Origin of the sequence: Meiothermus rufus DSM 22234, assembly GCF_000423425.1 — a bacterium.
GTDB classification, from domain to species: Bacteria; Deinococcota; Deinococci; order Deinococcales; family Thermaceae; genus Meiothermus; species Meiothermus rufus.
This window is the reverse complement of sequence record NZ_AUHY01000020.1, coordinates 1-22,938: the sequence shown is the minus strand read 5'-3', so window position 1 is coordinate 22,938 and position 22,938 is coordinate 1. Positions and strand designations below refer to the sequence as shown.

Annotated in this window: 23 protein-coding genes; 17 read left to right on the top strand and 6 right to left on the bottom strand. The window is 65.7% G+C overall.

Going from position 1 to position 22,938, the window contains the following annotated elements; translation table 11 throughout:
• Positions 1 to 79: 79 nt before the first annotated feature.
• Positions 80 to 1,378, bottom strand: coding sequence for a glutamate-1-semialdehyde 2,1-aminomutase (gene hemL, locus G552_RS0105045; protein ID WP_027882043.1), 1,299 nt, complete (start codon positions 1,376 to 1,378; stop codon positions 80 to 82).
• Positions 1,379 to 1,577: 199 nt separating this feature from the next.
• Between hemL and G552_RS0105040 the strand changes: the two genes are divergently transcribed.
• The 10 genes from G552_RS0105040 to hemG all read left to right on the top strand — a co-directional run bounded on the left by G552_RS0105040 (position 1,578) and on the right by hemG (position 11,398).
• A complete protein-coding gene (locus G552_RS0105040) occupies positions 1,578 to 2,738 on the top strand; it encodes a Rossmann-fold NAD(P)-binding domain-containing protein (RefSeq protein WP_027882042.1) in 1,161 nt (386 codons plus the stop codon).
• Positions 2,731 to 3,633: a hydroxymethylbilane synthase gene (gene hemC, locus G552_RS0105035; RefSeq protein ID WP_027882041.1), complete on the top strand. Its 903-nt coding sequence runs from the start codon at positions 2,731 to 2,733 to the stop codon at positions 3,631 to 3,633. The genes G552_RS0105040 and hemC overlap by 8 nt, the downstream gene beginning before the upstream one ends.
• Entirely contained in the window at positions 3,618 to 4,301 is a 684-nt protein-coding gene (locus G552_RS0105030) for a uroporphyrinogen-III synthase (protein WP_027882040.1), read from the top strand. Before hemC ends, G552_RS0105030 begins: the two co-directional genes overlap by 16 nt.
• A complete protein-coding gene (gene hemB, locus G552_RS0105025) occupies positions 4,289 to 5,323 on the top strand; it encodes a porphobilinogen synthase (protein ID WP_051195684.1) in 1,035 nt (344 codons plus the stop codon). Before G552_RS0105030 ends, hemB begins: the two co-directional genes overlap by 13 nt.
• Before the next feature lie 11 nt (positions 5,324 to 5,334).
• Positions 5,335 to 6,459, top strand: coding sequence for a sensor histidine kinase (locus tag G552_RS0105020; RefSeq protein WP_245575117.1), 1,125 nt, complete (start codon positions 5,335 to 5,337; stop codon positions 6,457 to 6,459).
• Positions 6,456 to 7,166, top strand: a complete 711-nt coding sequence (locus tag G552_RS0105015; protein ID WP_027882037.1) for a response regulator transcription factor — start codon at positions 6,456 to 6,458, stop codon at positions 7,164 to 7,166. The genes G552_RS0105020 and G552_RS0105015 overlap by 4 nt, the downstream gene beginning before the upstream one ends.
• Positions 7,163 to 8,209: a uroporphyrinogen decarboxylase gene (gene hemE / locus G552_RS0105010; RefSeq protein ID WP_027882036.1), complete on the top strand. Its 1,047-nt coding sequence runs from the start codon at positions 7,163 to 7,165 to the stop codon at positions 8,207 to 8,209. Before G552_RS0105015 ends, hemE begins: the two co-directional genes overlap by 4 nt.
• Positions 8,196 to 8,969 (top strand): chlorite dismutase family protein, encoded by a 774-nt coding sequence (locus G552_RS0105005; protein ID WP_027882035.1) that lies wholly within the window; start codon positions 8,196 to 8,198, stop codon positions 8,967 to 8,969. The genes hemE and G552_RS0105005 overlap by 14 nt, the downstream gene beginning before the upstream one ends.
• Positions 8,966 to 9,934, top strand: coding sequence for a ferrochelatase (gene hemH, locus G552_RS0105000; RefSeq protein WP_027882034.1), 969 nt, complete (start codon positions 8,966 to 8,968; stop codon positions 9,932 to 9,934). Before G552_RS0105005 ends, hemH begins: the two co-directional genes overlap by 4 nt.
• Before the next feature lie 96 nt (positions 9,935 to 10,030).
• Complete coding sequence (gene hemG / locus G552_RS0104995; protein ID WP_027882033.1) at positions 10,031 to 11,398, top strand: protoporphyrinogen oxidase; 1,368 nt, start codon at positions 10,031 to 10,033, stop codon at positions 11,396 to 11,398.
• A gap of 1 nt (position 11,399) precedes the next feature.
• Here the strand turns inward: hemG and G552_RS0104990 are convergent, their stop codons facing one another.
• From G552_RS0104990 to G552_RS0104980, 3 genes are read right to left on the bottom strand one after another with little or no spacing between them, the layout of a single operon-like run.
• On the bottom strand, positions 11,400 to 11,756 hold the full coding sequence (locus G552_RS0104990) for a carboxymuconolactone decarboxylase family protein (protein WP_027882032.1): 357 nt from the start codon (positions 11,754 to 11,756) through the stop codon (positions 11,400 to 11,402).
• A gap of 31 nt (positions 11,757 to 11,787) precedes the next feature.
• Positions 11,788 to 12,468 carry an HAD family hydrolase gene (locus G552_RS0104985; protein ID WP_027882031.1) on the bottom strand — a complete coding sequence of 227 codons (681 nt, stop codon included), beginning with the start codon at positions 12,466 to 12,468 and terminating at the stop codon, positions 11,788 to 11,790.
• 25 nt (positions 12,469 to 12,493) lie between these two features.
• On the bottom strand, positions 12,494 to 13,726 hold the full coding sequence (locus G552_RS0104980) for an RNA-guided endonuclease InsQ/TnpB family protein (protein WP_245575116.1): 1,233 nt from the start codon (positions 13,724 to 13,726) through the stop codon (positions 12,494 to 12,496).
• A gap of 531 nt (positions 13,727 to 14,257) precedes the next feature.
• Between G552_RS0104980 and purB the strand changes: the two genes are divergently transcribed.
• Genes purB through purF form a run of 7 tightly spaced genes read left to right on the top strand, consistent with a single transcriptional unit; the run spans position 14,258 to position 21,616 of the window.
• Positions 14,258 to 15,568, top strand: coding sequence for an adenylosuccinate lyase (gene purB, locus G552_RS0104970; protein ID WP_027882029.1), 1,311 nt, complete (start codon positions 14,258 to 14,260; stop codon positions 15,566 to 15,568).
• 30 nt (positions 15,569 to 15,598) lie between these two features.
• Complete coding sequence (gene purC / locus G552_RS0104965) at positions 15,599 to 16,315, top strand: phosphoribosylaminoimidazolesuccinocarboxamide synthase (protein WP_027882028.1); 717 nt, start codon at positions 15,599 to 15,601, stop codon at positions 16,313 to 16,315.
• Positions 16,312 to 16,563 carry a phosphoribosylformylglycinamidine synthase subunit PurS gene (purS, locus tag G552_RS0104960; RefSeq protein WP_027882027.1) on the top strand — a complete coding sequence of 84 codons (252 nt, stop codon included), beginning with the start codon at positions 16,312 to 16,314 and terminating at the stop codon, positions 16,561 to 16,563. Before purC ends, purS begins: the two co-directional genes overlap by 4 nt.
• On the top strand, positions 16,560 to 17,258 hold the full coding sequence (gene purQ, locus G552_RS0104955) for a phosphoribosylformylglycinamidine synthase subunit PurQ (RefSeq protein ID WP_027882026.1): 699 nt from the start codon (positions 16,560 to 16,562) through the stop codon (positions 17,256 to 17,258). Before purS ends, purQ begins: the two co-directional genes overlap by 4 nt.
• Before the next feature lie 10 nt (positions 17,259 to 17,268).
• Positions 17,269 to 18,018 carry an HAD family hydrolase gene (locus G552_RS0104950; protein ID WP_027882025.1) on the top strand — a complete coding sequence of 250 codons (750 nt, stop codon included), beginning with the start codon at positions 17,269 to 17,271 and terminating at the stop codon, positions 18,016 to 18,018.
• A complete protein-coding gene (gene purL / locus G552_RS0104945; protein WP_027882024.1) occupies positions 18,018 to 20,219 on the top strand; it encodes a phosphoribosylformylglycinamidine synthase subunit PurL in 2,202 nt (733 codons plus the stop codon). Before G552_RS0104950 ends, purL begins: the two co-directional genes overlap by 1 nt.
• Positions 20,219 to 21,616 carry an amidophosphoribosyltransferase gene (gene purF / locus G552_RS0104940; protein WP_027882023.1) on the top strand — a complete coding sequence of 466 codons (1,398 nt, stop codon included), beginning with the start codon at positions 20,219 to 20,221 and terminating at the stop codon, positions 21,614 to 21,616. Before purL ends, purF begins: the two co-directional genes overlap by 1 nt.
• Positions 21,617 to 21,734: 118 nt before the next feature.
• On the opposite strand, the gene G552_RS14780 is transcribed toward purF, so the two are convergent.
• Positions 21,735 to 22,046, bottom strand: a complete 312-nt coding sequence (locus G552_RS14780; protein ID WP_036270297.1) for a M48 metallopeptidase family protein — start codon at positions 22,044 to 22,046, stop codon at positions 21,735 to 21,737.
• Positions 22,043 to 22,819, bottom strand: a complete 777-nt coding sequence (locus tag G552_RS14775; protein ID WP_036270296.1) for an HsdR family type I site-specific deoxyribonuclease — start codon at positions 22,817 to 22,819, stop codon at positions 22,043 to 22,045. Before G552_RS14775 ends, G552_RS14780 begins: the two co-directional genes overlap by 4 nt.
• Positions 22,820 to 22,938: the final 119 nt, after the last annotated feature.

Sequence of the window (22,938 nt, the reverse complement as noted above, 5' to 3'; positions counted from 1 at the left end):
GGCCATACTGATGACGTATGCACCATTTTTACTGCACAACCTGCACAGGCAGCGTGGCTTCAGCCCAGTTGGTTTCTTTTTAGCCCAAATATACATCGCGCACGGCTTCTAGGGTACGCTCGAGTTCCCTTGGCCCGTGGGCAGCCGAGATGAAGGCCGCTTCGAACTGGCTGGGGGGCCAGTAGACCCCGCGCTCTAGCAGGCCGTGGAAGAAGCGCTTGAAGGCCTCGGTATCGGAGGCCACCGCCTCGGCATAGGTGTGCACCGGCCCTGGGCGGAAAAAGACCGTAATCATCGAGCCTACCCGGTTGATGGCCACTGGCACCCCAGCCTGGGTAAAGATTTCCCTAAGACCCTGCTCCAAAGCCGCACCGTAGGCCTCGAGCCGGGCGTAGGGCGGGTCCTGGGCCAGAGCCTCCAGGGTAGCCAGCCCCGCGGCCATAGCCACCGGGTTGCCGCTCAGGGTGCCGGCCTGGTAGACCGGGCCGCTGGGGGCCACCATCTCCATGATCTCGGCCCGTCCGCCATAAGCGCCCACCGGCAGACCTCCGCCAATTACCTTACCCCAGCAAACCAGGTCGGGCTTCAGGTCCAGCAATTCCACCGCCCCACCCGGGGCTAAGCGGAAACCGGTCATTACCTCGTCGGCAATCAGCAGGGCCCCGTACTGCCGGGTCAGGCGGTGGAGCGCCTCCAGGAAAGCCGGTGTGGGCACCAACACCCCGGCGTTGCCCACCACTGGCTCGAAGATGACCGCAGCAATCTCCTCCCCCCGAGCAGCAAAGAGGGCCTCGAGGCCCTCAGGGTCGTTGTAGTCGGCCACCAGGGTACGCTCAGCAAAAGCCGGAGGTACCCCCGCACTGGAAGGAGCGCTCTGGGCCGTTCCTCCACCTGCGGTAAGCAGGCCCGAACCGGCCTGCACCAGCAGGCTGTCAGCGTGGCCGTGGTAGTTGCCACGAAACTTGACGATAAGCTCGCGCCCGGTATAGCCACGGGCCAGACGCAAGGCACTCATGGTGGCTTCAGTGCCGCTGGAGACCAGGCGCACCCTCTGGCAACTGGGGTAGGCGGCCAGAATTCGCTCGGCCAGCCGTACCTCGCGTTCGGTAGGGGCCCCGTAGCTCAGGCCTTCCTGCACAGCCTCCTGGATGGCGGCCAGCACCTGGGGATGGTTGTGCCCCAGAATCATCGGCCCCCAGGAACCCACGTAGTCCAGCAGCCGGCTGCCATCGGCATCCCACAGGTAGGCCCCCTGGGCCCGGGCCATAAAGCGGGGAGTACCTCCCACAGCGCGAAAAGCCCGTACCGGCGAGTTGACCCCCCCAGGGATGAGCTGCTGGGCCCGGGCGAAAAGCTCCTCTGAGCGTTGGGTTTTCATGGGGGCCACCTTAGCACTGTGTCCCGGGAGCCGCAAGGGATCTTGCAAAAAACGAAAGCCTACCAGCAGGCCACCCCGGAGCCAAGGATAAACGTACTCCAGGCTTGGGACAGACTTGATCTCGCAGGGAAGCCCGCCCTGACTCTGACAGATTTGTGACACTCATCAGCGGTTTTTCGTTATTGATTATGGTTAGCGAATGGAGCGGTTGGCGCTAATCGGAACCTCACAACGACGCCAGGGCACCCAGGCCCTCGAGGCCTGGACAGCCTGGCTGCAGCAGGCCTGGCCCTCCCCGCGGGTACCCGAGGGGGTACCCCTGCTGACCTGCAACCGGGCCGAACTGGTGCTGGCCTTGCCCCCTGGCCTGAGCCTGGAGACCCTGCGGCAGGAGCTCCTGCCCCCTGGGCTTCCCCGGGGCTACGCTTTCGTCGGCGAGGCGGCCCTGGAACACCTCTGCCGGGTAGCGGCCTCGCTGGACTCGCTCAACCCCGGCGAGGATCAGATCATGCAACAGGTACGCCAGGCCTTCGAGGAGGCCCGCCAACAGGGCACGGTGGGGCCGCTGACCAGCTTCGCCTTCCAGCAAGCTTTGCGCACAGCCAAGCGGGTGCGGCGAGAGGTACCGCTGGCCCCGGCCCACACCTCGCTCTTTAGCCTGGCCCGGCCCGCGCTCGAGGCCCACCTGCCTACCCCGGCCCGGGTGGCGGTGCTGGGGGTGGGTCAGATGGGCCGCCTGGCCGCCATCAGCCTGGCGGAAAACCCCCAGATTCACCTGCTTCTGGTGAACCGCAGCCTGGACAAGGCCCAAGCCCTGGCCGCCGAGCTGGGGGCGGAAGCCATGGGGCTAGAAGCCTTCCTAAAAGCCCCACCCCCCCTGGACGGACTGGTGGCGGCTACCCCGGTGGAGCACCTGATCGGCCCAGCCTTCCTGCAAGGCCAGCCGGGGCTGCGGGTAGTGGTGGACCTTGGGCTACCGCAGAATGTGGCCCCTTTGGAAGGCCACCCGGCCCACCTGCTGAACCTCGAGGCCCTGCGCCGGCTGGGCGAGGCCCGGCGGGCCCGGCTACAAGCCCACCTGGCCCAGGCCGAGCGCATCATCGCTGAAGAGCTGGAAGAGGCCCTAGCTGCCTGGGCCGAACGGGCCATCGCCCCGGCCATCCAGAGCCTGCGGGCAGCCTACCGGCGCACCCTGGAGGAAGCTGTGGGCGAGCTGCTCGAGCCCGAGCTGTTGGAGCGGTTGGCTCACCGCTTTGCCCATTTCCCGGTCAAGGGCCTGCGGGGCCTGGCCCGCAAACACGGGGCCGGGGCGGCCCTGGACTTCCTGCAGGCCGCCGGGCTGGAGGGGCCCCATGCCTAAGGTGCGCCTGGCCACCCGGGGGAGCCGGCTGGCCTTATGGCAGGCAGAGTGGGTCAAGGGCCAGCTCGAGGCCCAAGGCGCACGGGTGGAGCTGGTGGTGGTGGAAACCCAGGGTGACCGGGAGCATCGCCCTTTTGCCCAGATGCAGGGCCAGGGTTTCTTCACCAAAGCCATTCAAGAAGCGGTGCTGACGGGTGCCGCCGATCTGGCGGTGCACTCCCACAAAGACCTGCCCAGTGCCAGCCCCCCTGGCCTGGTGGTGGCGGCCATCCCCCCCCGCGAAGACCCCCGTGAGCTGCTGCTGATCCGCCCCGAGGCCTGGAACCCCCAGGAACCCCTGCCGCTATGTCCCGGGGCCCGCCTAGGTAGCAGCGCCATACGCCGACAGGCCCAGCTACGGCAGATGCGCCCGGATTTGCAGCTAGCCGAGCTGCGGGGCAACGTGCCGACCCGGGTGGACAAGCTGGCCCGGGGGGAGTACCAGGCCATCCTGTTGGCCCATGCGGGGGTGCGGCGGCTGGGGCTGGCCCTATCGGCCTTTCACACCCGGCTCTTGGAACCTGAGGAGCTGGTGCCGGCTCCGGCCCAAGGGGCCCTAGCCCTGGAGTGCCGCGCCGAAGACCGCCAGCTGCAAACCCTGCTGCAACCCCTAAACGACCCCCCGACCCAGGCCTGCGTGGCCGCCGAGCGGGGCCTGATGGCCCGGCTGGCTGGAGGGTGCCAGCTCGCCCTGGGGGCCTATGCCCGAAGGGTGGCCGGGGGCCTGGAGCTTTTGGCCTGGTACGGTGGCCAGCAGTACCAGGCCCAGGCCCCCAGCCCCCAGGCCGTGGCGGAGGCGGTTTTTCAACAAATACGCCAACACCATCCGGAGGTGGCTCCATGCGAATCGCCCTGACCCAGTCCGAAGGCCGTCTGGAAGGCCTAGAGGCCCAGCTCGAGGCTTTGGGCTTGGAGGTCTGGCGGGTCCCCCTGGTGCGCACCCAGCCCCTACCCCAGGCCGACCTCTCTCCTTTGGAACCTTGCCGCTGGTGGCTATTCACCAGCGTGGCCGCGGTACAAGCCGTACAGGCGCTGGGGGCCTCCTTGGCCGAGCGCTGGCTAGGGGCCGTGGGGCCGGCCACCCAGGCCGCCCTCGAGGCCGCCGGAGGACGGGTGGTGCTGGTAGCCCCCGAGGGCCATGCCCTTAGCCTGGCCGAGGCTTTCCTGGCCCGGCGCCCCTTTGGCTGGGTGGGGCTGCCCCTGGGGGCCCAGGCCCGGCCCACCCTGGCCCAGCGCCTGACCCAGGCCGGCTACCAGGTGCGCAGCGTGGTGGTCTACGAGACCCTACCCCAGCCCTGGCCTGCCACCCTTCCCGCCCCCGACCTACTGCTTCTGGCCAGCCCTTCGGCGGTGGAGGCCGTGCCTGAATCCATTGGAAGACAAAGCCACGCCCTGGCCCTGGGTCCCACCACCGCCCAAGCCCTCCTGGAACGAGGCTGGCCCCACACCCAGGTGGCTCATCCCAGCCCGGAAGGCATTTTGCAGACAGTTCTTCAGCTGCGAGGTGAAGCGTGCTCGAGCTAAAAAACTCCCAAAGCCCGCCTCTGGACGACCCCGTTTTGCCCAAGCGCCCCCGCCGTCTGCGGGCCAGCCCGGCCCTGCGCGATAGCCTAGCCGAAACCCGGCTTTTGCCTAGCGATTTCATCGTACCTTTCTTCGTGGTGCCTGGGCGCCAGATTGAAGAACCCATCCCCGCCCTGCCCGGTGTAGCCCGCTTGAGTGTGGATCGCTTTCTGCCGGCTCTCGAGGCTGCGCTCGAGCAGGGCCTGCGCTCGGCCCTTCTGTTCGGCGTGCTACCGGAAAGCGCCAAAGACCCCCTAGGCCAGAGCGCCGCCGACCCCCAAGGGCCGGTGCCCAGCGCCCTGCGGGCCGCACGGGAAGCCTTTGGCGAAGCGGTGGTGCTCTATACCGACGTCTGCCTCTGCGGCCACACCACCCATGGCCACTGCGGGGTGCTCAGGGAAACCCCCCGCGGGGTGCAGATCGACAACGACGCCTCGCTGCGCCACCTGGCGGCCATGGCTTTGGCCCACGCCGAGGCCGGGGCCGACTTCGTGGCCCCTTCAGACATGATGGACGGGCGGGTAGGCTATCTGCGCCAGGCCCTAGACCGGCACGGCCACAGCCAGGTGGGCATCCTCTCCTACGCGGTCAAGTACGCCAGCGCCTTCTATGGCCCCTTCCGCGAAGCCGCCCACAGCGCCCCCAGCTTCGGGGACCGTGCCACCTACCAGATGGACGTGCGCAACGCCCGGGAGGCCCTGCGGGAGGCCGAGCTGGATGAGGCCGAGGGGGCCGACCTGCTGATGGTTAAGCCAGCCCTGGCCTACCTGGACATCCTGGCCCGGCTGCGCCCCCGCACCCAGCTTCCCTTGGTAGCCTACAACGTCAGCGGGGAGTATGCCATGCTCAAGGCGGCGGCCCGGGCCGGGGTTCTGGACGAGGGCCGGGCGGTGCGTGAAACCTTGCTGGCTATCAAGCGGGCAGGGGCCGACCTAATCATCAGCTACCACGCTCAGGAAGCCTTGGCCCAGGGCTGGATTTGAAGGAGGTGGAGGTGGGCTGGTTGCGGCGAAACTGGGTCTGGCTGGCCTTCGGGCTGGTGGTGCTCTTCCTGGTGGCCCAGGTGGTCTGGTGGATGCTCTTCCAGCGGCAGTATATCCAGCAGAACCTGGAGTACGCGGGTACCGCCTGGCTGCAGGAAGCCGCCCTGGTGCAGCGGCTTTGGGCGGCCACCCAGCCCGAGCAGCGAGGGGCGCTGCGCCAGGAGCTGCGTCAGGCCTTCCCCCACCTCGAGGTCGAGGGGGAGCGGGTCTATGTGCGCCCCGAGCGGCTGGCCGCCTACCGGGCAGAGCAGATGCGGCACCTGCGCATGCTGGCTTTTGAGGTGCCGGTCTTTTTGCTGGTCATGCTACTGGGCCTCTTAATCATCGCCCAAAGCCTACGGCGCGAGCAGGAGTACAAGCGCCGGCAGCAGAACTTCCTGCTGGCCGCCAGCCATGAGTTCCGCACCCCCCTCAGCACCCTGCGCCTGCTGGTGCAGACCCTGCTCTTGCGCGAACTGCCCGTGGAAAAACAGCGCCGCTACCTGGAGCACATGAGCCAGGAGATTGACCGATTGGAGGAGCTCTCGGAGCGGTTGCTGGCCACCTCGAGGCTCAGCCAGGGCTTGGGCCAGGTTCGGCCCGAGCGGCAGGATTTGAACCAGGTGGTTGAGCACTGTCTGAATCGGCAAAAGGGGGTGCTCGAGGCCCGCGGCGCGCGGCTTCACTTCGAGCCCAGCCCCCAGCCGGTACCGGTTGACCTCGACCCCGAGGCCTTTGGCTTGGTGCTTTCCAACCTGTTGGACAATGCGGTGAAGTATAGCCCCCAGGCGGAAAAACCCATCTGGATACGGGTCAAAAGCGAAGGGCATCGGGCCCGGCTGGAGGTAGAAGACCGGGGGGTGGGCCTGCCCCGCGGCCAGATTCAGCAGATTTTTGAGCCCTTCTACCGGGCAGGCGAGGAGCAAACCCGCCACACCCGCGGCCTGGGCCTGGGCCTCTACCTGGTGCGGGCCATCAGCGAGCTAATGGGGGGAAGCGTGGAGGCCCAGGCCCTACCCCAAGGGGCCCGCTTCGTGCTGCGCCTGCCCTTAGCCCAGCCCCTCCCCGAGGCCCAGCCGGAAAGGAGCCCCGCTTGAAGCCCCAGGTACTGGTGGTGGAAGACGAGCCCGCGCTGGCCCAGGCCTTGGCCGACAACCTCGAGGCCGAGGGGCTGGCGGTGAGCATCGCCCGCGATGGGGCCCAAGCCCTGGAGCGCTGGCAGGCCCTGGAGCCCGACCTGGTGGTGCTGGACGTGATGCTACCCCGGCTCGATGGGCTCGAGGTCTGCCGCCGGATGCGCGCTTTGGGCTACACCACCCCGGTGCTCTTCCTTTCCGCCCGGGGCCAGCCCGAGGAGCGGGTGGAGGGCTTGCGGGTGGGTGGCGACGACTACCTGGGCAAACCCTTCCACCTGCCGGAGTTCTTGCTGCGGGTGCAAAACCTGCTGCGCCGCCGGGCCCAGACCCGCACTGCCCCCAGCTACCACTTCGCCGGCCACCGCATCGACTTCGCAAGCTGGACTGCCCACCTCAAAGACGGCCGCAAGGAGCCCCTGAGCGAGCGCGAGCTGGCCATCCTGCGGCTGTTCATCGAGCGGGCGGGAGAGGTGGTCAGCCGCGACGAGATTCTCGACCGGGTCTGGGGCCAGGAGGTCTACCCCAGCAGCCGCACCATCGACAACTTCGTGGTGCGCCTGCGTCGGCTGTTCGAGCCCGACCCGCAACACCCAGTGCACTTTCACACCGTCTGGGGGGTAGGCTACCGCTTCACCCCCACCCCTGAACCCAAGGACAAGGAGCCATGAACCCCCACCCTTCCCTCTTCCTGCGTGCGGCCTGGGGCGAGAACACCCCTCGGGCCCCCCTCTGGCTGATGCGCCAGGCGGGCCGCTACCTGCCGGAGTACCGGGCCATTAAAGCCCGGGCCAGCTTCTGGGAGATGGTGCGCACCCCTGAGCTGGCCGCCGAGATCACCCTCCAGCCGCTGCGCCGCTTCCCTTTGGATGCGGCCATCCTCTTCAGCGACATCATGACCCCGCTGCCCGCCATGGGGCTAGAGGTGGCCTTCAACCCCGGCCCGGTGGTGGCTGAGCCAGTGCGCACCCAGGCCCAGATTGAGGCTTTGCACCTCCCCGAGGCCGAGGCCATCGCCCCCTTCGTGGCCCAGGCCATCCGCCTGGTCAGGCGGGAGCTACCCCCGCAGGTAGCCCTGATTGGCTTCGCCGGGGCCCCCTTGACCTTGGCGGCTTACCTGGTGCAAGGGGCCGGTTCAAAGGACTACGAGGTCTTCCGGGCCTTTTTGCATAGCGAGCCAGGGCTGGCCGAGCACCTCCTGGAGAAACTGAGCGAACTCACCCTGCGCTACCTGCGGCTTCAGGCCCAGGCTGGGGCCCAAGCCTTGCAGGTGTTCGATACCTGGGCGGGCCTTTTAGATGAAGCCCTCTATCGCCGCTTCGGCCTACCCTACAACCGGCGCATCCTCAAGGGCCTGGCCGGGCTAGGCCTGCCCCGCATCTACCTGGCAGTAGGGGCAGCCCACCTCTACCCGGCCATGGCCGAACTGCCCTGCGAGGTGCTGAGCGTGGACTGGCGAACCCCCCTGAATAGGCTGCGGCCCTTGTTCCCTGGCCGCACCCTGCAGGGGAACCTCGACCCCAGCGTGCTCCTAGCCCCCCCGGCCACTATCGCCCGAGAAGCCCGGCGGGTGCTGGAGGCCGGCCTGGGTGGGGCCCATATCTTCAACCTGGGCCATGGCCTCCTACGCACCACCCCTCCCGAGCACGTGGCCTTTCTAGTAGAGACCGTTCAGCAATTTCCCCGAAAGGAGCTGGTAGATGGAACCCCGTGAATATAAGGAAAAGGAAACCCGTCGCATGGTGGACCTCGACCCCGCTGGCCTGATCTCGCGCAAGGCCCCCGACCAGGCCAAGCGCCAGTTCATGAACTACGCTTTCTTCAAGCTCGAGCCGGAATTCCGCCGATTGCCCCGGGAGGAGATAGAAGCAGCCAAAGAGGAGTTTGCCCAGGTCTGCCAGGCCTGGGCCAGCCGGGGTCAGGGCTTTATCCTGCGCACCTACAGCCTGGTGGGCCTGCGGGCCGACGCCGACTTCATGCTGTGGCGCATCAGCTTCGACGTGCAGGACTTCCAGGCCATGCAGCGGGAACTCAACCACACCCGCCTGGCCGGCTACCTGCGCCAGCCCTACAGCTTCCTCTCCATGCAAAAGCGCTCCATCTACGTCGACCGCTTCAACCCCGAAGGTGAAGGGGTTCAGCTTCTGCCGGGGCAGGGGAAGTATCTCTTCGTCTACCCCTTTGTCAAAACCCGAAGCTGGTACGACCTCTCGCCCCAGGCCCGCCAGGGCATGATGGACGAGCACATCTACGTCTCGGCCCCGTTCACCGGGGTAACCCTCAACACCTCCTACTCCTATGGCATCGACGACCAGGAGTTCGTGGTGGCCTTCGACTCCAACTACCCCCAGGAGTTTGTGGACCTGGTACACCGCCTGCGCTTCACCGAGGCCAGCCAGTACACCCTGCGCGATACCCCCATGTTCACCTGTGCCCAAAAGGGCATCCGCGAGATTCTGGAGGACCTGGCGTGAACGTACTGCTGATGGCTTATGGCACCCCTTACCGGCGGGAAGAGATCGCCCCCTACTACACCGACATCCGCCGGGGCCGTCCCCCCAGCCCCGAGCTTCTGCAGGAGTTGGAAGAGCGCTACCACCTGATCGGGCGGAGCCCCCTGAGCGAGATTACCTACGCCCAGGCGGTGCGCCTCGAGGCCGCCCTCAACGCCACGCTGCCCCTTTACCCCAAACCCTTCCAGGCCTCCCCCGGCCCCCGGGTACGGGGCCCGGCCCGGGTCTACCTGGGCACCAAGCACTGGCACCCCTTCATCGCCGAGGCGGTGCGGGCCATGGCCGAGGATGGGGTCAAACAGGCCGTGGGTATCGTGGCCGCCCCCCACTACTCGGCCCGTAGCATCGCCGAGTACAGGGAAAAGGTGGAGGCGGCTCTGGCCGAGCTAGGCCATCCCTTTGCCTTCCGCTTGGTGGAGGCCTACCACGACCACCCCAGCTACATCCAGGCCCTGGCCCAGCGGGTGGCCGAGCAGCTCTGGCGGCTGCGCCAACCCAGCCAGGCCCTTTTCCTTTTCACCGCCCACTCCATCCCCGAGCGCTCGGCCCAGGATGGGCGCTACCAGGCCCAGGTGCGGGAGACCGCGGCCCGGGTAGCGGCCACTTTGGGTCTGGCCCACTGGGACACCGCCTGGCAGTCGGCTGGCCGCACTCCGGAGCCCTGGATTGGGCCGGATGTGAACGAGCGACTGGAGGCCGCCGCGGCCCAGGGGTTTGGCGAGGTGGTGGTGACCGCGGTGGGCTTTCCTTCCGATCACCTCGAGGTTTTCTACGACCTGGACTACGAGGCCCAGAATACCGCCGCCCGGCTGGGCCTGCGCCTGCTGCGTACCCGCAGCCTCAACGCCGAGCCGGACTACATCGAGGTACTGCGCGATCTGGTGCTCAGAGAGTGGGCGGCCTGGACGCAAAAGCCCGTTGCTTGATACCACCCCAGCAACACCCTTGGCCCATATCTGGCGAGGCGAAATTATGAAGGGTTGGCCCACAGCTAAAACCTGGCTTTCTCGGGAGGTGGCCCAGTGGCCCATCTGGTGATTGTGGGCGGAGGGGTAGCGGGGCTGGCCGCGGCCTACCAGGCCCGCCGTCTAGCCCCCCCCCTGCGGATTACTCTGCTCGAGGCCAGCCCGCGGCTGGGAGGTAAGGTGGCTACCGTGCGGGAGGAGGGCTTCGTGCTGGAGGGGGGACCCGACGCGGTGGTGCGCTACAAACCCTGGGCCCTGGAACTCATGCGCGAGCTGGGGCTGGAAAAAGAGGTGGTCAGCACCCTGCCCGCCCACCCCTCAGCCCTCATCCACGACGGCCAGCAAGCCCAGCCCATCCCCCCCGGCTTGCAGATGGTGGTGCCGGGCGACCTTTGGGCCCTAGCCAAAAGCCCTTTGCTAAGCCCTTTGGGTAAGGCCCGGGCGGCCCTTGAGTGCTGGCTACCCAAAGGCCCCCCAGGCGACGAGGCCTTCGGGGCCTTCATGGTGCGGCGGCTGGGCCGACAGGCCTGGGAACGGCTGGTGGCCCCCCTCACTGGGGGCATCTACGGCGGCGACCCCTATGAGCTTTCCACCCTGGCTGCTTTTCCCCAGCTCAAGGCCCTGGAGCAAACCCACGGCAGCCTGATCCGGGGGGCCATCCAGCAGCGCCGCCAGCGAGACAGCCGCGAGACCGGCGGCCTCTTCGCCTCCCTTCTGGGCGGGTTGGGCCGGCTGGTCGAGGCCCTAGAGGCCCATCTAGAAGGGGTAGACATTCAGCTATCCAGCCCGGTAGAAGCCCTCGAGCAAGCCCAAAGCTGGCGGGTGCACACCCCTCTAGGTACCCTTCAGGCCGATGCCGTGGTGCTGGCCACCCCCGCTCAGGTCAGCGCCCGGCTGCTAAAGCCCCTTCACCCCAGCGCTGCCGCTGCCCTGGAGCAGATTCCCTACGCCGACTCGGCCACCGTTAACCTAGCTTTTCCCCGCGAGCAGATCCCCCCCCGCAAAGGCCACGGCATGCTGATGGCCGCTGGGGCTGGCTTCCGGGTGCGCGGCTTCACCTGGAGCGACCAGAAGTGGCCTCTTCGTACCCCAGAAGGCTACGCCCTGGTACGGGCCTACTTCTCCGGCCTAGAGGCCGACGAACGCCAGCTAGTGGAGATGGCCCTGGCCGACCTCCGCCGGCTGTGGGGCCGGGTACCCTCACCGGTTCGCACCTGGGTCTTCCGCTGGAAAGAGGGGCTGCCGCGCTACACCGTAGGGCACCAGGAGCGGGTCGCTGCAGCCCTACAGGCCGAAGACCTCCCTGGGCTCTACCTAGCCGGCGCAGCCTACCAGGGGGTGGGGCTGCCGGAGGTGATTCGCACGGGGCGGAGTGCGGCTCAAAAGGCCCTGGCCTACCTCGAGCTGGCCCCCGCCCCAGGCTGAATCACACACCAGAAGCCCGGCGCTTACGCAGCAGGCTGTGGAAGGTTTTCATGGCCCCCAGGGCCCTGGGAAAACCCACAAACAGGGCCGACTGGAGGATGGTCTCGCGGATTTCCTGCTCGGTAGCCCCGTTGCGCAAAGCCCCTTCCAGATGGGTGGCGATTTCCTTAGGCGCCCCCAGGGCAATCAGGCTGGTGATGGCCAAAAGCTCCCGGGTCTTTAGGTCGAGGCCGGGGCGGGCCAACACCTCCTCGTAGGCGAAGTCGCGGATATAGGCGTATAGGTCGGGGTCTACCTCGAGCAGGCTCTGCTCGATGGCCGCAAACTTGTCGCCCCAGATGGCTTTGCGAAGGCTCATATGGGCAGTCTGCAGGCTCCGGGACTGCGCGTCAAGAGTGGTGGCCGTCCAGGTAGGCCACCACCCAGGCCAGTTCGCCCACGGCCTGGGGGTTTTGCCGATAGGGATCGAAGAGAATAGGCTTCACCCCCGCCGCCTTGGCCCCCTCCAGGTCGTCCTCTGAGTCGCCGATGTGAATGGCCTCCCAAGGGGCTACCGCCAAAGCCTCGAGGACTATATGAAAAAAGCGCGGGTCGGGTTTGGCTACCCCTTCCAGGGCAGAAACCCCGATGTAGTCGAAAAACCCAGCCAGTCCCACCGCCCGCAACACCCCAGGCAGTGTCCAGTCCCAGTTGGAAACCACCCCCAGCCTGAACCCCCGCGCCCGCAGCTCGGCCAGCACCTCCTTGGCCCCCGGCACCAGGGGCCAAACCTCAGGGCTTTGCCAGTTCTGGCTTAGGTAGTCCGCCACCTCCTCGGCATAACGCCCCAGGCCAATCCCGTTCATAACCTCCCAGTGAAAGCCCCGCCAGAACGCAAGGGCACGGGCCTCGTCGGTAGCTTGCATATGGTGCTCGGCATAGTGGGCATAGGCCTCGCGCATGGCCTGGGGTAGCCGGCTCAAATCGGCTTTGTGAATCAGCCCCCGGGCCTCTAAAAGGGGTAGAAGCCAGAACCTCGGGTGGCCCAGAATCAGGGTGTCGCCCACATCGAACAAGACCGCACGAATCACAAGAAAATCGTGACGACTCCCCGGACTAGAGTCCAGGGCTCCTCGGGCATGGTATGGCTACCCCCGAAGGCCCCGTCCAGGCCCTAGCCAGGACGTTTTGTGCAGCCGCCACATCCCGGTGCAGGTGCGCCCCGCACCCCGGGCAGGTATACACCCGTACCCACAGCGGGCGTCTCTCCCGGTGGCCGCAAGTGGGGCAGGCCTGGCTCGTATATTTTGGGTCTACGGCGATGACCCGCCTACCAGCCTCCGCCGCTTTGTAGGCGAGGATTGAAAGAAATTGCGCCCAGCCTGCATCCTGTACACCTTTGGCAGCGCAAGAGCGAGCCAGGCCCTCGATGTTCAGGTTCTCGTGGACGATGGTGCCATATTGCTTGACCAGCCTCCGGGCCAGCTTGTGGTGGAAGTCCCTACGTTGGTTGGCGATTTTTCGGTGGAGGGCAGCCACCCGTTTTCTGGCCTCCTTACGGCGGTTACTGCTCCGCTTCTTCCTGGAAAGGGAACGTTGGGCGGGGGCGAGCTTGGCCTGCGCCTTCTGAAAATAGCGGGGGGCTTCGACCATCTCCCCCTCGGAGGTAACCAGGAAGTGGGGATTGGTGCCCAGGTCTATCCCGATGGTCTCCTCGTTTGGAGGGAGCGGTTTGGGCTCGACCTCGCAAACGAAGACGATGTACCAGTGTTCAGCTTCCCGTTTGACCGTGGCAGTCTTCAACCTCCCCTCTAAAGGCCGGTGGAGTTTGACCTTCACCGAGCCAATCCCGTAGAGGAGCACCCGCTTCCCGTCTTTCTGGAGCTTGACCCCGGTCGTCCCGGCCTGGGGGAAGGTGAAGCTGTCGTAGCGCCCCTGCCCCTTGAAGCGGGGATAGCCTGGGTTCTCCCCATGCTTGACCCGGCGGAAGAAGCCCTGGAAGGCCAGGTCTACCCGCTCGATAACGTTTTGCAACACCTGAGAGTGCACCCCTTTGTACTCGAGTAACTCGGTGCGTATCTCCGGCAAGCTTCGCTTCTGCTGGTAGTAGGTGAGACTCACCCCTGCCTTGCGGTAGGCATCTCTACGCTCCTGCAAGGCCGCGTTGTACAGCTGGCGGCACAGAAAGAGGGTGCGCTCCAGGTCGCGGGCCTGGGGTTTGGTGGGGTACAGACGATACTTGAAGGCTTTACGCATCGTCATCCACTGGCTGCGCTGGGACTCGATGTAGCGCTCTATCACCCCAGCCGAGATGTTCCCAGCGCTGCCCACGTAGAAGGAGGGCGTCAACAGATGACTGTTGCCTGTTAAAACCCTTGCCCCGCCGTAGCTTCGGAAACTCTTGCACAATGCGCCGGGCCGATACGCCCTTCTGAATCTCCGCCACGTCCGAGGGGACCCAGACACGAAGATGTGAGCGTGGTCGGGCATGCTTTCCCGCACTGCGCCATGAAAAAGGTGTCTGCGGTACTTGATGGTAGTTCAGGTTGTAATGCGAATGGCGTGTGGTGCACTCCTGGGGCACATGCATACGATAGCATATCTGCTGCCCGACATGTTATGTCCCCCTGCGGTGGACGAGGGGGGTCTATTGCGCCGGGCCCGGCGCAAGGCCCAGTTTGAACACCGGGGGCGTATAGCCCCCCACACCCCCTCTTCTCTAAACGATCCGCGGGAAAACAAAGCGAGTTCGCTGGGTTGCCCCCCCTTGGGGGGCATGATAGGCTTGCCCCTATAGAGGTGGGGCAGCCCACCGTTTCCTGCGTAGCGGTTGGAGCATCGCCCAAATGAGCGCTTTTGTGTCTTCCCAGGAGAACCCCCATGATTGCCCGCTATCAAACCCCCGAGATGCAGGCTTTGTGGAGCGAGCACCGCAAGTACCAGGCCTGGGCCGAGGTGGAAGCCCTAGCCCTGGAAGGCTGGGAAAAGCTGGGCCAGGTGCCCTCCGGAACCACCCAGCGGCTGCGTGCAGCCCTGGCGCAAAAACCGATTGACGCCAGCTTTGCCCGGCGGGTGGAAGAGATAGAGGAAGAAACCCGGCACGACATCGTGGCCTTTACCCGGGCTTTGGTGGAGTGGACCGGCCAGGCCGAGCTAGCCCGCTGGCTGCATCTGGGCCTGACCAGCAGCGATGTGGTGGATACAGCGCAAAACCTCCTACTCTTCGAGGCAATGGGCCTGATCGAGGCTGCCTTAGAGCCGGTACTCGAGCGCTTGAAAGCGCTGGCCCAGCGATACCGAAACCTGCCTGCGGTGGGGCGCACCCACGGCGTTCATGCCGAGCCCACCAGCTTTGGTCTGCGCTTTCTGGCCTTTTACGCTGCCTTGCTGCGGGACAAAAAGCGGCTGGCCCAGGCCCGCTCGAGCATCGGGGTAGCCATGCTCTCCGGCTCGGTGGGCAACTACGCCCACCTCGAGCCAGCCCTCGAGGCCTACGTGGCTGAGCGGCTGGGCCTGGGCGTGGAGCCGGTCTCCACCCAGGTGGTGCCGCGCGACCGCCACGCCGAGCTTCTGGCGGCCCTGGCCATCCTGGGGGCCAACCTCGAGCGCATCGCGGTGGAGCTGCGCCACCTCCAGCGCACCGAGGTGCTGGAGACCCAGGAACCCTTTGCCTATAAGCAGACCGGCTCCTCTTCCATGCCGCACAAGAAAAACCCGGTAGCGCTGGAAAACCTCTCTGGCCTGGCCCGGCTGCTGCGGGCCAACCTACAGGCCGCTTTGGAAAACATCGCCTTGTGGCACGAGCGCGACATCTCCCACAGCTCGGTGGAGCGGGTCATCCTGCCCGACAGCACCACCCTGGCCCACTACATGCTGCGCCGGCTGGAGCGGGTGCTAGGGGGGTTGGTGGTCTACGAGGCCCGCGTTCAACAAAACCTGTACCTCACCCGAGGGCTGGTCTTCTCCCAGCGGGTCCTGGGCCTGCTCATCGAGGCGGGCCTGGAGCGCCAGGCGGCCTATGAGGTGGTGCAGCGCAACGCGCTACGGGCCTGGGAAGAGGGCTCGAGCCTACAGGACTTGCTCGAGGCCGACCCCGCCTGTCCCCTCAAGGGAGAGGCCCTGGCCCAAGCCTTCGACCCCGGCTACTTCCTACGGCACGTGGAGGCCATCTACGCCCGCTTCGGCCTATGAACCCTTCGGCTGCGGTACTATGGAGTAAGCATGGAGAAGCGCTACGAGGGCAAAGCCAAGGTCATCTACCCCGGCCCTGAGGCCGGCACCCTGCGGGTCTACTTCAAAGACGAGGCCACCGCCTTCAACGGGCAGAAGCGGGGGGTTATCGAGGGCAAAGGCGCCATCAACAACCGCATCTCCGCCACCCTATTCCGCTACCTCGAGGCCCAGGGTATCCCCACTCACTTTCTGCGTTTGCTTTCCGAGCGGGAGATGCTGGTGCGGGAGGTAAAAATCGTGCCCCTGGAGGTCATCGTGCGCAACCGCGCTGCGGGCAGCTTTGCCCGGCGCTACGGGGTGGAAGAGGGGCAGGCCTTGCCCTATCCGTTGGTAGAGTTTTCCCTCAAAAACGATGCCCTGGGGGATCCGCTCATCTACGATGATGCTGCGCTGGCGCTGGGGCTGGTAAGCGGCAGTGAGCTGGCCCGAATTAAGGAGCTGGCTTTGCAGGTCAACCGTTTGCTCAAGGACTATTTTGCCCAGCGCAACCTCGAGCTTGTTGACTTCAAGCTCGAGTTTGGCAAGCTCCTGCATCCCACCGACGAACGCGGCGCGATTGTGCTGGCCGACGAACTCTCGCCCGATACCATGCGCCTGTGGGAGATGCAAAGCGGGGAAAAAATGGACAAAGACCGCTTCCGCCGCGACCTAGGCGGGGTGGAGGAAGCCTATCGCGAGGTGCTGCGCCGGGTGGAGGCCGCATGAGGTACCACGCCACCATTCTGATCGAACTCAAGGAAGGCATCCTGGACCCTCAGGGCCGGGCGGTAGAGGGGGTGTTGCAAGGGCAGGGCTTTGCTGTGCAGGACGTGCGGGTAGGACGGGTGCTGGAGATGACCCTCGAGGCCCCCGACGCGCAAAGCGCCCAGGCCCAGGCCCAGGCCATTGGGAATGCCCTGGCCAACCCGGTCATGGAAGTCTTCGTGGTGGAAAGCCTCAAGGAGCAGCCATGAAGGTGGCGGTGGTGCAGTTTCCAGGCTCCAATTGCGACCTGGACACCCTTTGGGCCCTGGAGCAGGTGGGGCTAAAGGCGGAGCTGGTCTGGCACAGCCAAGATAGCCTGGAGGGTTTCGCCGCAGTGGTGCTGCCGGGGGGGTTCTCCTATGGCGACTACCTGCGGGCCGGGGCCCTGGCCAAGTTCTCCCCAGTGATGCGGGCAGTGCGCCAACTGGCCCGGCAAGGCTACCCGGTACTGGGCATCTGCAATGGCTTCCAAGTGCTCACCGAGGCGGGCTTGCTGCCGGGGGCCTTGCTGGCCAATACCAACCTCCACTTCACCTGCAAGGAGGTCTATGTTCGCCTCGAGCGCACTGACCTGCCTTTTACCCAAGGCTACGCCCCCGGCCAGCTTCTGCGCCTGCCCATCGCCCACGCCGAGGGACGCTACTACGCCGACAACCAAACCTTGCAGCAGCTAGAGGAAAACCGCCAGGTGGTCTTCCGCTACGCTCCTCCCCCAGAAGGCCCCAAAGAGGGCTACAATCCTAACGGCGCTCTAAACGACATCGCCGGCATCGTCAACCAGCAGGGCAACGTGCTGGGCATGATGCCCCACCCCGAGCGCGCCCTAGAGGAAACCCTGGGCAGCAGCGATGGTCGAAGCCTGTTTGAAAGCCTGAAACAGGCCTTGGCCGTGGTTGGTTTGTGAAGGAGGTCGTATGAAAGTAAAAGCCATTACCTTCGATTTCTGGGGCACCCTCTTCACCGAAGGCCCGGAGTTTGCCGGGCCTATCAAAGAACGCCGCACCGAGATTCTGCTGGACGCGGCCTCTGAGGCGGGGGTGGCGGTAGAGATCGACGCGGTGATGGAGGCTTGGCGCCAGGCCGCTTTGGATTTCGATACCGCCTGGTACGCCGAGCAGGTCATGACCCCTTTCGACCGGGTAACCCGCATCTTCGCCTATCTGGGCCTCCCTTACGACGAGGGCCACATCGCCCTGACCACCCAACGCATCGTGGAGGCCAGCCTGGAAGGCCAGCTCATCCCCTTGCCAGGGGTGCTGGAGACCCTACCCAAGCTGGCCCAGCGCTATACCCTGGGCATCGTCTCCGACACCAGCATCTCCACCGGGCGCGTCCTGCGCGAACACCTCAAGCGTCATAAGCTGCACGACCTTTTCAGCGGTTTTTCCTTCTCCGACGAAACCGGGGTGGTCAAACCCAAGGCCGAGGCCTTCCTGGCTGCCCTGGAGGAGATGGGGGCCAGCCCTCAGGAAGCCCTGCATATCGGCGACATCCCCCGCACCGACATCGCCGGGGCCTTTAGCACTGGCTATCCTTGGGCCGTTCTCTACACCGGGCACACCCACCGCAACGGCCAGCCCGAGCCTACCGCCCGCATTGGCAACCACAAAGAACTCTTGGCTCTCCTCGAGGGGGTTGTGGGCCAACCCCCCAAGGCGCTGTGATGGAAGAAACCCTCAATCCCCTCCTCAAAGAGACCGGCATCCCGCTGGAGGAATACCGGGAAATTGTGCGCCGGCTGGGACGGGAACCCAACCGGCTGGAGCTTTACCTGTTCAAGGTCATGTGGAGCGAGCACTGCGGCTACAAAAACTCCCGCCCCCTGCTCAAGCTGCTGCCCAAGGAAGGCCCAGCGGTGTTGCAGGGGCCAGGGGAGAATGCCGGCGTGGTGGAGGTCGGCGAAGGTTGGGCCGTGGCCTTCAAAATCGAAAGCCACAACCACCCTTCGGCGGTGGAACCCTTCCAGGGCGCAGCCACCGGTGTAGGCGGTATCATCCGCGACATCGTGGCCATGGGGGCCCGGCCCATTGCCTTGCTCAACTCGCTGCGCTTTGGCCGACTGGAAGAGGCCCGCACCCGCTACCTGGTGCAAGGGGTGGTCTCGGGCATCGCCCACTACGGCAACGCCATCGGGGTGCCCACGGTAGGGGGGGAGGTCTACTTCCACCCCGACTACCAGGACAATCCCCTGGTCAACGCCATGTGCGTGGGGCTACTGCGGGTAGAGGAGCTCAAACGGAGCCGGGCCTCCCTCTCCCGCCCGGTGTACTATGTGGGCTCCAAAACCGGACGCGACGGCATTGGGGGGGCCGCCTTTGCCTCGGAGGAGCTGGAAGAGGAAAACCAGTCCAAGCGCCCTAGTGTGCAGGTAGGCGACCCCTTTCTGGGCAAGCTGACCTTGGAGCTAACCCTCGAGGCCATCCGGCAGGACCTGGTCGAAGGCGTACAGGACATGGGGGCCGCGGGGCTCACCTCCTCGCTGGCCGAGCTGGCCCATAAGTCGGGGCTAGGCCTCGAGCTCGACCTCGACCGGGTACCCCGGCGCGAGAGCGGCATGAACCCTTTGGAGCTGATGCTCTCCGAGTCACAGGAGCGGATGGTACTGGTACCCCGCCCTGGCAAGGAAAAGGACCTCGAGGCGCTGGCTGCCCGCTGGGGCTTGGATGCGGTGGCGGTAGCCCACACCCTGAGCGAACCGGTGCTGCGGGTGCGCTTCCAAGGCCAGGTGGTGGCCGAAGTCCCCACCCAGGCCTTGGCCGAGGCCCCCACCTACCTGCGCCAAGCCGCGGAAAGCCCCGAGGCCCAGGCCCGGCGCAACCAATCTCTGGAAGGGCTACCCCGGCCCCTCTCCCCCCAGGAGGCGCTCCTTAGCCTGCTGGCCTCCCCCAACCTGTGCAGCCGAGCCCCCATCTACGAGCGCTACGACCATCAGGTAGGCACCAACACCGTGCTGGTGCCAGGCCGGGGCGATGCCGCTATTCTGCGCATCAAAGGCACCCAGCGGGGCATCGCGGTCAAGGTGGACGCCAACCCCCGCTACAGCAAGCTGGCCCCCCGCCTAGGAGCCATGCACGCCCTAGCCGAGGCCACCCGCAACGTGAGCGTGGTGGGGGCCCGCCCCTTGGCCTACACCGATGGCCTCAACTGTGGAAACCCCGAGACCCCCCAGGGCTACTTTGAACTCTCCGAGACCATCCAGGGCCTGGCCCAGGCCTCCCACGCCTTGGGGCTACCGGTGGTCTCAGGCAACGTTTCGCTGTACAACGAGGGCCCCCACTACCGCATCCCCCCTACCCCCATGGTGGGGGTGGTGGGACTGCTGCCAGACCTAGCCCGTCGGGCCGAGATGGGCTTCCGCCAACCCGGTGAACTCATCGTGCTCATCGGTGGGCTCGAGGGCCACCTGGGCGGCTCGGAATACCTTTGGGTGGTGCATGGCCTCGAGGCCGGCGCCCCCCCACCGCTTGACCTGGCCAAAGAGGCCCGGGCCCAGACAGCCATCCGCGCGTTCATCGAGCGGGGCTGGGTGCGTACTGCCCACGACGTAGCCGAAGGCGGGCTGGCGGTGGCCTTGGCTGAAATGACCTTCCCCTACGGCCTGGGGGCCACCGTAGAACTGCGCAGCCAGGCCCCCTGGGAAGTCCTCCTCTTTGGCGAGGCCCCCAGCCGTATCCTCTTTACCATTGCCCCAGAGCACCTACAAGCGGTGGCGGAAGCTTTAGAGGAGCGGGGCCTCTCCTACTGGGTGCTGGGCCAGGTAGGGGGCGACCGGCTCACCCTGCTTTTGCCCAGGGAACGGCTGGAGTGGCCGCTAGAAGCCCTACGGGCAGCCTGGGAAAAGCCCTTGCGCGAGGTATTGCCATGATGGACAAGCCGCGAGAAGAGTGCGGGGTGCTAGGCCTGTGGTCACCCGAGCCGCTACCGGTGGCTGATCTGCTTCAGCTAGGGCTTTTTGCTCTGCAGCACCGGGGCCAGGAGGCCGCGGGCATCTGCGTTTCCAACGGCAAAGACCTGGTCATCGAGAAAGACCTCGGGCTGGTCACCCAGGTCTTCGACGAGGCCCGTATGCAGCGCTTACGCATCCCTGGGGCCAACCTGGGCATCGGTCACACTCGCTACTCCACCACCGGGGCCAACCTGCGCTTCAATGCCCAACCCCTGAACGTGCGCAGCTCCAAGGGTATTCTGGCCATCGCCCACAACGGCAACTTCGTCAATGCCCTAGAGATTCGCCAGGCCCTCCTGGAGGACGGCGCGGTCTTCCAAACCACCAACGACACCGAGGTCATGATCAACCTCATCGCCCGCTACGCCCGGCTCAACCTGGTCGAGGCTACCGCAAGGGCCATGCGCGAGCTACAGGGGGGCTTTAGCGTGGTGCTGATGGACCGCCAGACCGTGCTGGCCCTACGCGACGGCCACGGGGTACGCCCCTTGGTCATTGGGCAGCTAGCCAATGGGGGTTTTGTCTTTGCTTCCGAACCGCCTGCTTTGGCTCTAATGGAAGCCCGTTTCCTGCGGGATGTGCGCCCGGGAGAGTTGGTCTGGGTGGAAAAGGGCGAACTCCGCTCCTGGCAGGTGCTTCCCCCCGAGCCCACCCCCTGCGCGTTCGAGTGGATCTACTTCGCCCGGGCCGACAGCCAGCTCGATGGCATCGAAACCCACCCAGCCCGCATCCGCATGGGTGCGGTGCTGGCCCAGGAGGCCCCGGCCCAGGCCGACCTGGTGGTGCCGGTACCCGACTCGGGCATTGGGGCCGCCATTGGCTACAGCCGGGCCTCAGGGATTCCCTTCGACTACGGTCTGCACAAAAACCCCTACGCCGGGCGCACCTTTATTCAGCCCACCCAGGCCATGCGCGACCTGAAGGTGCGGCTCAAGCTGACCGCTACCCCGGTGGTACGGGGCAAGCGGGTGGTACTGGTGGACGACTCCATCGTACGGGGCACCACCTCGGGGCGCATCGTTCAGCTCTTGCGCGCGGCGGGCGCCCTCGAGGTGCACGTGCGCATCTCGGCCCCCCCCATCCGCCACCCCTGTTACTACGGCATCGATACCGCAGCCCGCAAGGAGCTGGTGGCGGCCACCCACTCGGTAGAAGAGATTCGCCGCCTGATCGGGGCCGACTCCCTGGCCTTCCTGAGCGAGGCCGGGGTCTACCAGGCCATCGGGGGGCCAGTCTGCCTAGCCTGCTTCAACGGGCAGTACCCCGCCGGAAAGCCCCCGCAGGAGACCCGCAAGGAAGCCCTCGAGCAGGCCTAGCGGGCATCTCAGAAGCGTTGAACTGCAAACACTGCCGTACCCTCGGCCACTTCACCGGATGTACACAGGCCTCGATGGCCCCATCAAGGGCATTACCGGGGCCCCCACCCTGACTGCGTCAGGATGGGGTGGTATGACCTCGCAAGTAAGCCATCTTCAAAGCTCGGAACAGTTTTCCGTGGTTCGGTATCTTTAAGTGGAGCAATTCCTCGATGATGACCTCACGCCGGAAGCTGGCTGGCTGCGAAAGAAGCTCCAGGTTAAAGGTGAGACATCCCTTTGAAGAGCAACTACCCCATTTGCGTCTCATCGGACGCAAGACGACTTGCTTCGGTTGAATCCCGATACGCTCGGCCCAAAAGCGCACCTCGGCGCGGAAGAGATCAACAGGGATAACTTCTTCCAACGGTTGCCAGGGGGAGTCGCTCATTCGGCAGCCCTCCGAAGGAGACTAAGAATATGTTCGACCCATTCAACCAGGTTTTCCACCTGATGCTCCCCTAGGACTTTATATAGCCCCTTGCGCAGTTCGCGTTCGTCTCTCATGCTGCTCGACCAGTGCGGATGCTTGCGGAACGCGGCTTCCATCTGCTCGGCCATGCGCCGGGCGCGCTCGGGTTCGACCTGCCGCGTGCGCAGCCACCACTCCACGGCAAAGGCCTCAGCCGAGAGTTGGCTTTCCTCCCGCTCCGCCTCGGCCTGGCGTAGGCTATCTACCAATTGGCTCAGCTTCTCTAAGGCTTCCTTGGTCTCTATTTGCCGCTCCTCGAAGCGACGGCGGATCTCCTCGGCCCGTTCGCCAATGGGGATGAGGTGCGGGGCTTGCTTGCCCTTTCCATTCACCATACGGTAGAACGCCTTGAGCAGGTTGAAGACCTTGACCGTATCGGGCTTCTCCTGCGCCAGCAACGCCGCCAGGGCGCCGCCGCTGATCTCATGGACCGCGCCCGCCTTGGCGACCCTCGTCGTCTGTGTGTGACGCTGGACGATCTCCGCCGTCTTGCGCAGGAACGATTTGTCCACCGCCACATGCGGCTCGTAGGCCTCACGCAGAAGCCGGTAGATTTGTACCAAGCGCTGATAGTCTTCCAGGTAAGGGCGCAGGAAAGGGTCGGGGGAAAGAATCTCGTAGGCCTCTTCCACCTCGCGGAAAAATTTGTAGAACTCTTCCCGCAGGTCTCGCGGGCGAAAGTGGAGCAGCACCGCTTCAGCCCGTTTATCTGGGTAGGACTTACGCAGTTGGCTGAAGGATGTGGAGGGGATGGGCGAGATAACTTCGTATTGCCTCGCGAACAATGGACGCCTTGGCCTCGTACCAGCTC